Origin of the sequence: Brucella anthropi ATCC 49188, assembly GCF_000017405.1 — a bacterium.
Lineage (GTDB): Bacteria > Pseudomonadota > Alphaproteobacteria > Rhizobiales > Rhizobiaceae > Brucella > Brucella anthropi.
The window spans coordinates 1173043-1187304 of record NC_009668.1 but is presented as its reverse complement, the minus strand read 5'-3'; the positions used below and the strand labels follow the sequence as shown (position 1 = coordinate 1187304).

Sequence of the window (14262 nt, the reverse complement as noted above, 5' to 3'; positions counted from 1 at the left end):
TTTAAAGTTGAGTTTTCAAGTCTCCTTATGTATGGCTGTCGGATGACGTCAATCGTGATGTTTTATAAGCGTTCTAAATTTCAAAAACCGCAAATGGACGGGCAAGAAAGTGATGTCGGACAAGCAGGTGAAAACGCAGCAACAAACGGAGAAAGGTGAGAGTGAAAGCCTTCGTTTGGGACAATTGCGCTTGCTTATCGCTCTTGATGCACTTCTTGTGGAAGGCAGTGTTGGCGGTGCTGCCAAACAGATGGGCTTAAGCATTGCGGCTATGAGCCGACTGCTCGGACAGATTCGCGGAAAGTTCAACGACCCCATTCTGGTTCGCTCCGGCCGAAACATGGTGGCTACACCAAAAGCCGAAGCGCTCCGTGGGCGTCTACGGCGGTTGGCGAATGAGGCCGAAACGCTGTTGAGTTTGGACTTTACCGAATTGCCGAAGTCGAGCTGTACCGGGCATCACGGGTGGAAGCGAAGCGCCATTGTAACACCGCCGCCGCTCGGAATCCGTAAGGTCGTTGAGCTCGAAAACCATCCGACACCGGAGCAGCTTGCAGCACAGTTCGCTAACATCCAGGACGAAAACGATCCGGCCAGACGACTAGCGAAATATATCGCTGTTGTAGGGCGAAAAGCCGGGCACACCCGTCCGCTCGAGATGTCTGAGGCTGACGATGCATTCACGACGATTTTTACGGGTAATGCCGATCCAATGCAGATCAGTGCGTTGCTCCGGCTCATTCACTATCGTGGGGAAACTGCACCTGAACTTGCTGGCATAACGCGAGCAGCGAGACGAATTTATTCCATGGACGCGGGCTTGAACATGCCAGCGCTGGATTGGCCAGCTTATCTATCGCCGAATTCTGTGCAGTCACCGTGGTTCATGCTTTCAGCCTTGCTGGTCGCGCGGGCTGGTTATCCTGTTGTCTTACACGGTAATTGTGGCACAGGTGAAATCTCGGGCAAGCTTGAGATAGCGGCCGAAGCTATCAATCTCCCGATCGCGACATCACATTCGCTCGCAGAAGGTGCATTAAGAGCGCATGGCATCTGTTTTATGCCGTTGGCCGGTTTCGCTCCTCAGATTCATGCGCTGATGGCGCTTTACCCACTGTTCGAGTCGCGTTCATCTATGAATAGCCTCGTTCATTTGCTCAATCCGATGAATCTCAAGGCATCGTTTTTGGGTGTTACACAGCCCACATATCGTGAGTTACACCGCGATGCGGGCGTACTTCTTGATATGCCTTCTATTTCGGTAGTTTCGACCAGCCGGGACGTTGCCGAGTTAGTTCCGCATCGAACGCATACGATCCATAGGCTTCTTAATGGTCGTGAAACAGATTTATTGCTTCCGACCCTTTCCAAGGAAAGTGGTGACAAGCATTCGAGCTTCAGTTCATTCGAATACTGGTATGGCATCTGGTCTGGCGCGGCAACGGACAAACGCGCAGAAAATACAATCGTTGCGACGGCTGCCATGGCGATGATGACGGCCGCCGCCGCAGACAACGAAAGCCATGCGCAATTTTTCGAGAAAGCCGAAGAGCTCTGGCGAAATCGCCACAGCCGGGCGGCGGCGTGATTTGGAAGTAGTTGCGATTGTGGAACGTAAAACTGTTTCACGTCCGGCAGAATTTGAAAAAGCTTTCTCTCGCTCGTTCGAGGATGGCAAGTCCATGCTTTGTCCACTAATTTTGTAGGTTTTATCTTTCTCCCCGTGAATTCGATTGCAACAGGGGAGCTTCGATGGTCAATCAGGTACTCGGCGAGGCGGGGACGTCTATTTTTGAGGCGATGTCGCGGCTTGCTGTTGAGCGTGAAGCCATCAATCTGGGGCAGGGGTTTCCAGAAGGCTTTGAACCGCCTGAACTCCTTGATGCCGCTGTTCGCGCTCTTCGTGAAACTTCACAACAATATCCGCCCATGATGGGGCTGCCGGTTCTCCGCCAAGCTGTCGCAGAAAACGCAAAGCGATTTCTCGGTCTAGACGTAGACTGGGAAAGGGAAGTTCTAGTTACGTCCGGCGCTACGGAAGCGCTCGCCGATACTTTTCTGGCGCATCTGGATACGGGCGACGAGGTTATCCTGTTCGAGCCGGTTTACGATGCTTACGCTACGCTTATCCGCCGCGCAGGTGGGAAGGTGGTGCCGGTACGGCTGAAACCGCCTCATTGGGAACTACCGCGAGAGGAGCTGGTAAAAGCCATTTCTCCACGGACGAAACTCATTGTTGTCAATACGCCGATGAACCCAATCGGCAAGATACTGGATCCAGATGAGCTGGACCTTCTCGCCGAACTTGCGATCAAGCATGATCTCGTGATCGTTTCGGATGAGGTCTACGAACATCTCGTCTTCGACGGTCACCCGTTTCATTCTATGTTCGGTGTTGAGAAAGTCCGCGACCGTGTCGTGCGAATTGGTTCCGCCGGAAAGAGCTTTTCATTGACAGGATGGAAGGTCGGCTATGTGACAGCCGCCGAAAAACTTCTGGCTCCGATCGCTCGCGCCCACCAGTATGTCACTTTCACCACGCCGCCAGCATTGCAGTCGGCGGTTGCGGTTGGGCTTTCGTTACCTGATAGCTACTTTTTCGGCCTTCGAGCGACGCTGGCATCGCGACGGAATCTGCTGGTTGAAGGGCTGAAATCTGCGGGTTTTGATGTCGTAGCTGTCCATGCCACCTATTTCGCGGTGGCCGATATAAAGTCGCTCGATCATGGCGGTGACGATCTCGATTTTTGCCGACGGTTGACGCTTGAAGCGGGTGTAACCCCGGTTCCTATCTCATCTTTTTTTGGTGCACGCGATGTGCGCAGCCACGTCCGTTTCTGTTTCGCCAAGCGCGAAGAAACGCTGCGGGAGGCCGCTTCACGGCTGGTCCAGTGGAATAATGAGCACAATTGGCGCACCGCATCATAGGCGCGCCCGAAAATCACTACAGGGAAAACAAGATGCATTCAGTTTCATTTTTGCGCGGCGCAGTTTCCGCGGCACTTTTCTCAGCGCTCGTCGCTTCACCGGCGCTTGCGGAAAAAATCCGGTTTGGTGTGACGTCGGGGCCGCATGCTGAAATCGCCGAAGCATTCGCACCCGTTGCCAAGGCAAAGGGACTGGATATCGAGATTGTGGAGTTTTCGGACGGTGCACTGATCGACCCGGCGACAAATGATGGCGATCTCGACGCCAATGGCTTTCAGCATACACCTTACTTCGATCAACAGAACAAGGATCGAGGTCTCAATCTCGTTGCTGTTGGCGGACGTACTGTCTTGCTGCCAATGGCTGGTTACTCACGCAAGTACAAATCTCTAAGTGAGCTGCCAGAGGGCGCACAAATCTCCATTCCCAACGATCCGAGCAATGCAGGCCGTGCCTTGAAGCTTCTTGAAGCTGGCGGCGTTATCGAGCTTACGCCGGGTGTAACTTTCAACGCAACAGAACTCGATATTGTCGATAATCCGAAAAAGGTCAAAATCATACCGATGGAAACGGCCCAGCTTCCGCGGTCGCTGGAAGACGTGGATTTTTCCGTCATCACTTCACATTTTGCGCTGAGTGCCGGGCTGGTTCCGACCCGTGATGCGATCCTGATCGAAGACCAGTTATCCGATTATTTCTGCCTGCTTGCTGTCGCGGGAAAGAACAAGGATGCCCCGTGGGTCAGGACGCTTGTCGAGGCTTATAAATCTCCTGATGTCAAAGCCTTCATCGAGGAGAAGTTCAATGGCAATATCGTAGCGGGTTGGTGACATGAACGTGCTCGTACGCAGCGGACCGGTGTCGAACGCCGTACCGGACGATACAAACCCGGCACCGTCAATCATCGATATACGTTCGCTGACAAAGACCTATGACAAGAAGGCCGGTCCGGTCATCGACAATGTCTCGCTTCAAATCGCCAAGGGAACCATTCACGGAATCATTGGTCGTTCAGGCGCTGGAAAAAGCACGCTCGTGCGTTGCCTGAATGGTCTGGTGCACCCAACCGGAGGACAAGTCGTTGTTTCCGGGCGAGAGATCACAACGTTGCGTCAAGGCGAATTGCGACAGGTTCGTCGTGAAGTATCAATGATATTTCAGCATTTTAGTCTTCTGTCTTCACGAACTGCTTTTGGCAACATAGCCCTGCCACTGGAGCTCACAGGCGTTGATCGCAGCACCATAAGAACCCGCGTGAACGATTTGCTTGATCTGGTGGGCCTCAAGGGAAAGGCCGATGCTTATCCATCGGAACTGTCTGGTGGTCAGAAACAGCGTGTGGGTATCGCGCGCGCATTGGCTCTGGAGCCGAGCGTTTTGCTGTCGGATGAGGCGACGTCGGCGCTTGATCCCGAAACCACGGAGCAAATTCTTTCGTTATTGAAAGATATCAATCGGCGACTGGGGCTGACGATTGTGCTCATAACGCATGAAATGGACGTGGTGCGCCAGATCGCAGACCACGTGACGGTTCTTGATGGCGGCAAAGTCGTTGAAAACGGAGCGACCTTCGACGTCTTCGCCTTTCCGCAAACACCGATCGCCCGGTCATTTCTGGCTAGCATCGTCGCCCACGACCTCCCGCCGGAAGTATCGCAGCGGGTGCTTCCACAACCAGTTGTTGGGTCGGATCCGGTTCTACGCATTATCTTTTCCGGTGAAGCCGCGCATGCGCCGGTCGTTGCGACACTCGTGCAGCGCTTTGGGATAAATCCGAACATATTGCACGGGCGTATAGACTATATCGGCGGCAGACCACTGGGCGTCATGACACTCGTCGCTGAGGGTGGTTCCACCGATCTTACCGACGTCCGCAATTATCTGTCTTCACTCAATCTTCATGGAGAGGTCATCGGTCATGTTGTCCGATCTGCTTCCGCCGGCACTCGTCGGGCTCTTGCTTGAATCGCTGAAGCAGACGGCCATTATGGTGGCCGCATCTGCCACTCTGTCGACATTAATTGGCCTGCCGCTCGGTGTTGCACTGGTTGTTACCAGTCCGGGCCAGTTTCTTGAACGACCGGTCTTCAATCGTATTGCTGGTACTGTCGTCAATCTGGTTCGATCCACGCCATTCATCATTTTGATGGTGGCGATCATTCCCTTGACGCGCCTGATTGCCGGAACAACTGTTGGCACCTATGCGGCCATCGTGCCACTGACCGCGGCCATCACACCTCTTTACGCACGGCTTGCCGAAACGGCGATGCGTGAGGTGGACCACAGCCTGATCGAGGCTGCGGAAAGCATGGGCGCAACACCAATTCAGATCATCTTCAAGGTGCTCTTGCCTGAAGCGCTACCCGGGATCATTGCGGGGCAAACGGTTACGCTAGTCAGCTTGGTCGGGTACTCGGCGATGGCAGGAACAGTCGGCGGCGGTGGACTTGGCGATCTCGGAATTCGCTTCGGATATCAACGCTTCATGCCGGAAGTCATGGTTGCCGTCGTCATCATCCTGGTTGCGATCGTGCAATCCATCCAGATCACGGGCGACTACGCCGCCCGTCTTGTCAATCACCGTGTGGCGCGCAGCCGTCGTTCCCGCTGAGAGTTTTTCAGGAGCTTCCAATGACTATACATACCACCCCAATCAATCTGCCTCTGCTTGACTTGTCCCGTTTCAACGGCAGTGCTGAGGAGCGCGACAGTTTCATTGAGGAGCTGCGCCGCACTCTTCACGAACATGGCTTTTTCTATCTCACGGGACATGGCGTCGATCCGAAACTCGTGGAGGACGTGGTTGCAACGGCGAAGACGTTCTTCGCACTTCCAACGGAAGAAAAACTCAAGATAGAAATGGTGAAGTCATCGCATTTCCGCGGTTACAATCGTGCTGGCCTCGAACGGACACGTGGCGAGCAGGATTGGCGCGAACAGCTCGATATCAATACGGAATCAGAACCTGCCGAGATCGGTCCGAATAGCCCGGCATGGAAGCGTTTGATCGGCCCGAACCAGTGGCCGGAAGCACTGCCCGAACTTAAGCCGTTGCTGCTTGCTTATCAGGCCGAGGTGACACGCGTTGGCATTGATATTCTCAAGGCCATCGCCGCGGCTTTGGGGCAGCCGGAAGGCTTTTTCGCCCAGATTTATGAGCCGCATCCATCCCAACTCCTGAAGATTATCCGTTATCCGGGGCGCGATATAGCGGAAAGTGAGCAAGGAGTGGGCGCGCATAAGGACGGCGGTTTCGTTACTGTGTTGCTGCAAGATATCATCCCCGGCCTGCGCGTTCAGCGGGAAGATGGCGAATGGATTGATGCACCTCCGGTTCCCGGCACTTTTGTTATCAATACGGGAGAACTGCTTGAACTTGCCACCAATGGATTCGTGCGGGCAGATGTGCATGGCGTTGTCGCGCCGCCAGCCGGTGTGGAACGCTTTTCCGTCGCCTTCTTTCTCGGTGCTCGATACGACGCGACGATTCCGGTTATCGATTTGCCAGATGAGTTGAAGACCAAGGAGCGCGGTGTGACTGTCGACACGCTGAACCCGATCTTCCGTGAAGTTGGTGCGAACAATCTAAAAAGTCGCCTCCGGTCCCATCCTGATGTTGCGCGTGCTCATCATGCAGATTTGCTGACACCCGAACAATTGGCGGATCGCTCGCCCGGATCAACATATTGACAGGTTGATCTTCATTTTCCAGGGCGTCGTGGTCGTGCTGACGAGAACGCCCTGTTCACCCCATCCCTTGACGGCTAATTGTGCTGGTCTCAACAGCCGTCAAGGAACGAGTTCGGGGGTACGTGGTTGATCCAGATCGTTCCGGATCATGCGACACCCTCACGAGTGACCGCCGCTCATGTTTCGCTTTTTCGCAAACATTTATAAGCTGCGATTGCTGGCAGGTGAGCGCGGCAGCTATCATTATGGTGGAAACCTTTTATCATTTTGCCAAGCGGATGCCCGTCTTTTTTCAAAAGTTTCGGCAGATTGACCGTGTAGTTGTCATTTTGAACAATTTGTTCCCACGAAATTTAACAAATCCACGGCTTGATCGTTCAAAGCATCAATGGAAATCTCCCTGCACTTATAAAAGCGTGAAGTAGGGAGGGGATCGCTGAAATGCCTGTAATGCCCAAATTGTGTGCCGATACCATAGTTTATAACGGCACGATCTGGTGTGGATATGAAGAGGGCACAGTCGAAGCCCTGGCCATCTGGCAAGGCAAGGTGCTCGCTACGGGCACCAAGGATCAAATCTGGTCTTTGAAGGGCGATAATACGCGTTTGATCGATCTGAAAGGACGCTTTGCCACACCCGGGCTGAATGACGCTCACCTGCATCTCATTTCGATTGGGTTGACACTCAAGTGGATTGATGCGACGCCGCAGGCGGCCCCGACATTGCAAAGCCTGCTTGACGCCATTCGAGAACAGGCTGCTTCCGCACCTCCCGGCGCATGGATCAGAGCACGCGGCTATGACCAGACGAAGCTCGATGTCGGTCGGCACCCGCATAAATCGGAGCTTGATGCTGTTGCTCCACACAATCCCGTCATGGTGGTACGCGCATGTGGCCACGTCTCGATCTTCAATTCGAAGGCATTTGAACTGGCGGGTATCGACGAAAATTCCCCGGTGCCAGATGGCGGCTTGATCGAGCAGAAGAATGGTACTTTGACGGGGATGGTTGCAGAAAATGCGCAAGGCGCCGTCCGCAAAGCGATCCCCAAGGCAACGACGGAAGAGATGATCGAGGCCATTGAGGCTGCAGGCAATCTTCTCCTTTCCTATGGCATCACCAGCGTTATGGACGCCGCTGTCGGTCAGGTCGCAGGCTTCGATGAAATCCGTGCCTACAACCTCGCCAAACTCGACAAGCGCTTGCCGGTGCGCACCTGGCTCGTGCTGCTCGGCGATCCGGGACCTTCCATTGTCGAAGAATGCTACAAAGCAGGACTTGTTTCCGGTGTCGGCGATGACATGCTGACAGTCGGTGCCGTCAAGATTTTCCTTGATGGATCGGCGGGCGGACGCACTGCATGGATGAGCAAGCCGTATCTCGGCGACGACGATAATATCGGTGTCCAGATATTGCCGGATGCAGAACTGGAAGCGCTGGTGCTCGATGCCCATAAAAAGGGTTATCAGTTGGCTTGCCACGCTATCGGCGATGCAGCGATTGGACAGCTTATTACAGCCTATGAAAAGGCACTCGCAGCGCATCCCGATCCAGATCGCCGCCATCGTATCGAACATTGCGGGTTCTCCACGCCGGAACAGCATGAGCGGATGAAGAAAGCCGGGATTTATCCTTGTCCGCAACAGGTCTTCATATACGATTTCGGTGACGCCTATATTTCTGTTCTTGGCGAGGAACGCGCTCTTTCAAGCTATCCGCTGAAAACTTGGAAGGATCTGGGCTTTAAGCCTGCGACTGGCAGTGATTCACCGGTCTGCCATCCGAACCCCTATCCAAACATCTATTCGATGCTTACGCGCGAAACGGGTGAGGGAACGGTGATGGATACCCGCGAATGCGTGACCATCGAAGAGGCCCTGCAAGTTTATACGGAGTTCGGTGCTTTCTCTCAGAAGCTGGAGAATGTGAAGGGCAAGCTTGTAACTGGGCAGGTTGCTGATATTGCGGTCTTTTCACGCAATATGCTTACCGCGAAGCCGGAAGAGATTCTCAACGACACGCATTGTGTTCTTACAATGCGCGACGGTGAGGTCGTATTCGAACGGTCGTGAGTTAAATGCTCCCGGTTTCCGGGGGCAATAAAAAGAATAGAAGCGTAAACGCTTCGGGGCGATTTCGGGCAGCGAGGTTTCGACAGAGCTGCCCGAAGAACGGTTCATCTGAATCGCAAGAATGACATTTATGAAGGGGAACAACATGAGAAAATTTGCATTGCTGGCAGCGCTGTCCGCAGTCCTGCTGGCCGGAAGGGCGGCTTACGCGGCGGACGAACCACGTTCGGGAGGCGTCATCAATTTTGTCGCCCCCTACGGCGACAGCTTCTCGACGCTCGACATTCAAGCATCGCCTGCCACACAAGACGAGTTCTACGCCAAGGCGATTCACCGTACGCTCTATGATTGGGATGCTGATCTCAACAAACCGGTACTCGGTCTTGCAACCGATGTGACGGTGTCCGACGACAGGCTCGTCTATACCTACAAGCTTCGTCAGGATGCATTTTTCCACAATGGCAAGCCTTTGACGGCAGACGACATTATCTGGAGCTACACCCGGATCATGGATCCAAAAAAGGCATTCCCACCGGCACGTTACATCGCCGAAATCAAAGGGGCGGAGGAATATACGCAGGGCAAGGCCAAGGAAATTTCCGGCCTGAAGAAGATCGATGACCATACGCTCGAAATCACGCTGAAACAGCCAATTGATCCGGGCTTCCAGTTCATGCGTAACAACACTGCCATTTACCCGGCAGGTGAGGGGGATAGCGAAGAGTTTCAGCGCCACCCGATTGGTCTCGGACCTTATAAGTTTGCGGAATATGTTCCCGGCTCTCGCCTGACAGTGGAGAAGTGGGACAAGTACTACGAAAAGGGCAAGCCCTACGCCGACAAGATCAATATCATGATCATGGGTGATGCGGCCGCGCGCGACGTTGCGTTCCGCAACAAGGAGATCGACGTAGCCGTGCTCGGGCCGGCACAATATACCGCCTATCTTGCCGATCCTGAACTGGCAAAGAATATGGTCGAGGTAGCTGAGGTATATACGCGCGCCGTCGGCTTTAATCCGGATTTCAAGCCGTTCCAGGACAAGCGCGTTCGTCAGGCAATCAACTACGCCATCGATAGCGATCTCATCATCAAGCGTCTCGTCAAAGACAAGGCCTATCGTGCTGTTGGTTGGCTGCCAAACTCATCGCCAGCCTTCGACAAGGATGCGAAGCCTTATCCGTATGACCCTGAAAAAGCAAAAGCTTTGCTTGCTGAAGCTGGGTATCCCGACGGCTTCGAATTCGAATTGACAGCAACGCAAAACGAGAGTTGGGGCCTGACCATCGTTCAAGCGATCATTCCGATGCTCGCCAAGGTCGGTATCAAGGTGAAGGCAAAGCCGGTCGAAGCGTCAGTGCTTGCGGATGTAGTTCCGGCTGGCAATTTCCAGGCCTATATGTGGTCGCTCGAAAGCGGTCCGGATGCACTGACGGCGATGCAGTGCTTCTATTCCACGACCCCACAATCTGCGTGTAACTACCAGAAGTTCTCGAACGCAGAATTCGACAAGATTGTCGATGAGGCAAAGGTGGCGAAAACCGAAGAAGAGAAGAACGAGCTTCTGAAGAAGGCCAACAACCTGTTGCAGGAAGAAGCGCCGGTCTGGTTCTTCAACTACAATAAGGCTGTCATGGCACATCAGCCATGGTTGCATGGCCTGCAGCCAAACTCGGCGGAGCTCGCCGTTCAGTCCTATGAAAAGCTGTGGGTTGATGACACGGTTCCGTCCGGTCGCTAATTCTGGCTGATCTGGATCGGCCCGCTCGTTATCGGGCGGGCCTCTGATCCCCTTTGCTCCAGCGTAGTTTACGCTGATCCGAAAGGAGGACCATGTGCTCTATTTTATTTTTCGGCGCATCTTGCAGATGATACCGACGGTTGTCGCTGTATCGCTGCTGATCTTCGTCATTTTCAGTGTTGTTCCGGGCAGCATCGCTTCTGGCCTAATTGCCAATGGCAAGGGCATGAACGACCCGAAGATGGTCGAAAAGATCACTCAGGAATTTGGCCTCGACAAGCCTGTCCATGTGCGTTTCGGCAATTATCTGGTTCAACTGGCACAGTTTGATCTCGGTACGTCCTATCGATCAAGACAGCCCGTTGTCTCGCTTATTCAGGAGCGCATGTGGCCAACATTGAAGCTCGCTTTTGCAGCTATGGGGTTTGCGATCCTGATAGGCGTACCGCTTGGGTTTCTCGCGGCACTTAAACCCGGAAGCCTTCTCGACAGTGTGACGATGATAGGCGCAGTCTCGGGCCTCTCGCTACCACAGTTCTGGCTGGGCCTGCTGGCCATGTATCTCTTCGCACTGACACTTGGATGGTTGCCGAGTTTCGGCTATGGCGATGGAGGCATCAGAAACGTCATTCTGCCTGCGCTGACGTTGGGTGTTGCGCCATTGGCGTTGCTGGCAAGAACAACGCGTGCAGCCGTGCTTGAAGTGATGGGCGCTGATTTCATTCGTACCGCCCGCTCTAAAGGCATGAGCAGCTTTCGCCTGGTGAAATGGCATGTCATGCGCAATGCGCTGGTGTTGATTATCACGACAATCGGCTTGCAATTCGGATCGATGATGGGGCAGGCCGTGGTGGTGGAGAAGTTATTCTCGTGGCCGGGCCTTGGCTCCTTGCTGATCGATAGCGTTTCGCTGCGCGACATTCCCGTGGTGCAGGGGGCAATTCTCGTAATCGTGTTGTGGTTTTTGGTCATCAATACGATCGTTGACATTCTCTACGCGGTTATCGACCCGCGCATAAGCCACGAGTAAGCCCATGAAGCTCCGTTTCAATCTCGTATTTGGCGGGTTCGTGTGCATCGTAATCGTAGGTGCTGCCGTATTTGCACCATTGCTGGCGCACTATAATCCGGTTCTCGATGCCGATCTGATGAATGCAGAACTGCCCCCCGATGCACAATTCTGGTTCGGCACCGACGCACAGGGCCGCGATGTTTATTCGCGCATCCTCTATGGTGCGCAAGTATCTTTGACCGTTGGTGTCGTCTCGCAGTGCATCAACACTGTTATTGGACTGTGTTTTGGCATTTCTGCCGGTTATTTCGGCGGTTGGTGGGATGATTTCGTCAATGGTCTGACTAATCTCATGCTGGCAATTCCGTCGCTGATCTTCGCGCTGGCAATCATGGCTGTCCTCGGCCCCGGTTTGCCAAGCCTTCTGCTCGCGCTTGGTCTGACGAATTGGTCCTGGACTTGCCGCATTGCGCGCAGTTCCACCCTTTCGCTAAAGAAGCAGGGCTATATTCAGGCTGCCAAGATGCTTGGCTATAGCGATGCCCGCATCATGATCACGCAGATCGTGCCAAACATGATCGGGCCTATTCTTGTGATCGGTACGCTCGGAATGGGCGACGCAATTCTGGCAGAAGCAGCACTTTCCTATCTTGGTCTTGGGATCAGTCCACCAGATCCAAGCTGGGGTAACATGCTCACCGATGCGCGTGAGTTGATCGTGAACGCGCCTTGGGCTGCCGTGTTTCCCGGTTTGGCCATCTTCTTCACGGTGCTTGGACTCAATCTGTTCGGGGACGGTCTTCGCGACTGGCTCGACCCGCATATGAGGACACGCAAGGTATGAGCGAACAAGCACTTCTTGAGGTAGAGAACCTCCGGATCGATATTGTTTCTGGTTCGAGCAAACATAACGTGGTCGAAGACGTATCGTTCACTATCGGAGCCGGCGAGACATTCGGACTGGTTGGAGAGTCTGGCTGCGGAAAGAGCATCACTGCACTATCGATGATCGGATTGCTGCGCAAACCACTGTCGATAACAGATGGCGTGATACGCTTCAAAGGGCAGGATTTGCGGTCGATGTCGTCGCGTGAAATGCGCAAGCTGCGCGGCAATCGCATAGCGATGATCTTTCAGGAGCCGATGACTGCTCTCAATCCGTTGTCGCCAGTAGGGCGTCAGATTGCGGAAATGTTCGTGCTGCATCAGGGTGCGACCTGGCACGAGGCGGAGCGCAAAGCGATCGAAGCGCTCGCCAGTGTTCAAGTTCCTGCGCCAGAGCAACGTGTGAAGAACTATCCACATCAGATGTCTGGCGGTATGCGCCAGCGTGTAATGATCGCTATCGCACTCGCGTGTGATCCAGATTTGCTGATCGCTGACGAACCCACGACCGCGCTTGATGTGACTGTTCAGGCGGAAATTCTTCGTCTGATGCAAGAGCTTTGCACTGCACGAGGAACTTCTGTCCTGATGATTAGTCATGATCTTGGTGTCATCGCGAAAATGTGTCGTCGCGTGGGGGTCATGTATGCTGGGCATTTGGTCGAGCAGCGCATAACAGCAGGCCTGTTTCACCACCCGGCTCATCCTTATGCGCATGGTCTTCTGGCCTCTCTACCGCAGCTCGGATCACGACAAAAAGCAGGTCAGTTGCGGCTGCAGGAAATCGAAGGCGTGGTACCCTCCATTTCCGCTTTTCCAAAGGGCTGCAGGTTCGAGCCGCGTTGTACGCGCGCGACTGATATTTGCCGTGCGCAAAAACCGGGCTGGACGCCACTTGAAGATGCCGGTGTGGTGAGGTGTTTCCATCATGAATGACATGCATTCCGCCAAACTGGCAGAACCATTGGTCCGCATCGACGATGTCTGCGTTTACTTCCCGGTGAGCGGCGGCATTTTCAGTCGCTCAAAGCAATTGCTGCGTGCCGTCAACAATCTCAGCCTGACCCTCAACAAAGGCGAGTGTCTTTCGATTGTTGGAGAGTCCGGTTGCGGTAAATCTACGCTTGCACTCTCCCTCGTCGGCTTGCAAAAGCCGACGAGCGGGCAAATCTATTTTGAAGGACGACCGATCACCGGAAAGGACGAACCGTCACGGCTGGAACGAGCAAAGATGGCGCAGATGGTCTTTCAAGATCCGTTCGCTTCACTCAATCCGCGCCAGACAGTCTATACGTCCCTGGCGGCGCCCTTGCGACTTCACGGTGTGACCTCGCGCAGCGAAGTCGATGGGCGCGTCGAGGAAATTTTGCGTCTTGTCGGTTTGAAGCCCGAGCAGGCAAAGCGTTTTCCGCACGAGTTTTCGGGTGGGCAACGCCAGCGCATCGGCATAGCACGCGCGCTGCTGCTCAATCCGAAAGTTATCGTGCTTGATGAGCCTGTTTCGGCGCTCGATGTTTCGATCCGGGCTCAGATCATCAATCTGCTGCTGGAACTGAAAGAACGGCTCGGTCTCTCTTATATCATGATCAGCCATGATCTGAGTGTCGTAGAGCATATGAGCGACCGTGTGGCGGTTATGTATTTCGGGCAGATTGTTGAGAGCGGACCGTGGGATCGGATATTCTCGAACCCGACGCATCCCTATACACGGAGACTGATTTCGGCCATTCCCGATCCGATGACGGAATTGACGGGCGGTCGGCTGCTCGACGATACAAGCCCACCGCAAGCACCGGAAGGTTATGCATTCTACCCCGAAAGCTTTGGCACGCACGATGTTCATGAAGTGCCGCCACGGACACAATTCATCGATATAGGCGGGGACCATCGCATTCGCGTTATCGAGAAAGCTTGAGTATCAAGTAAAAAACTA

General features: G+C 54.1%; 12 protein-coding genes. All 12 read left to right on the top strand.

The annotated features are described in order from the left end of the window. Positions 1-112: 112 nt before the first annotated feature. Positions 113-1588, top strand: coding sequence for a glycosyl transferase family protein (locus tag OANT_RS19595; protein ID WP_012093159.1), 1476 nt, complete (start codon positions 113-115; stop codon positions 1586-1588). A 164-nt stretch (positions 1589-1752) separates the two neighbouring features. Continuing rightward, a complete protein-coding gene (locus tag OANT_RS19590; RefSeq protein WP_012093158.1) occupies positions 1753-2928 on the top strand; it encodes an aminotransferase in 1176 nt (391 codons plus the stop codon). A gap of 32 nt (positions 2929-2960) precedes the next feature. Then, positions 2961-3758, top strand: a complete 798-nt coding sequence (locus tag OANT_RS19585) for a MetQ/NlpA family ABC transporter substrate-binding protein (protein ID WP_012093157.1) — start codon at positions 2961-2963, stop codon at positions 3756-3758. Position 3759: 1 nt separating this feature from the next. Further along, positions 3760-4893, top strand: a complete 1134-nt coding sequence (locus tag OANT_RS19580) for a methionine ABC transporter ATP-binding protein (protein WP_012093156.1) — start codon at positions 3760-3762, stop codon at positions 4891-4893. Further along, a complete protein-coding gene (locus tag OANT_RS19575; protein ID WP_012093155.1) occupies positions 4847-5539 on the top strand; it encodes a methionine ABC transporter permease in 693 nt (230 codons plus the stop codon). The genes OANT_RS19580 and OANT_RS19575 overlap by 47 nt, the downstream gene beginning before the upstream one ends. Before the next feature lie 20 nt (positions 5540-5559). Then, positions 5560-6618, top strand: a complete 1059-nt coding sequence (locus OANT_RS19570; protein WP_012093154.1) for an isopenicillin N synthase family dioxygenase — start codon at positions 5560-5562, stop codon at positions 6616-6618. A gap of 450 nt (positions 6619-7068) precedes the next feature. Beyond that, entirely contained in the window at positions 7069-8691 is a 1623-nt protein-coding gene (locus OANT_RS19565) for an amidohydrolase (RefSeq protein ID WP_369522913.1), read from the top strand. A 145-nt stretch (positions 8692-8836) separates the two neighbouring features. Beyond that, positions 8837-10432, top strand: a complete 1596-nt coding sequence (locus tag OANT_RS19560) for an ABC transporter substrate-binding protein (RefSeq protein ID WP_012093152.1) — start codon at positions 8837-8839, stop codon at positions 10430-10432. Positions 10433-10526: 94 nt separating this feature from the next. After that, positions 10527-11462: an ABC transporter permease gene (locus OANT_RS19555; protein WP_012093151.1), complete on the top strand. Its 936-nt coding sequence runs from the start codon at positions 10527-10529 to the stop codon at positions 11460-11462. A 4-nt stretch (positions 11463-11466) separates the two neighbouring features. Beyond that, positions 11467-12288, top strand: a complete 822-nt coding sequence (locus OANT_RS19550; protein WP_012093150.1) for an ABC transporter permease — start codon at positions 11467-11469, stop codon at positions 12286-12288. Next, on the top strand, positions 12285-13265 hold the full coding sequence (locus OANT_RS19545; protein ID WP_010658970.1) for an ABC transporter ATP-binding protein: 981 nt from the start codon (positions 12285-12287) through the stop codon (positions 13263-13265). Before OANT_RS19550 ends, OANT_RS19545 begins: the two co-directional genes overlap by 4 nt. After that, positions 13258-14244, top strand: coding sequence for an ABC transporter ATP-binding protein (locus tag OANT_RS19540; protein ID WP_010658969.1), 987 nt, complete (start codon positions 13258-13260; stop codon positions 14242-14244). Before OANT_RS19545 ends, OANT_RS19540 begins: the two co-directional genes overlap by 8 nt. The last annotated feature ends 18 nt before the right edge of the window (positions 14245-14262 follow it).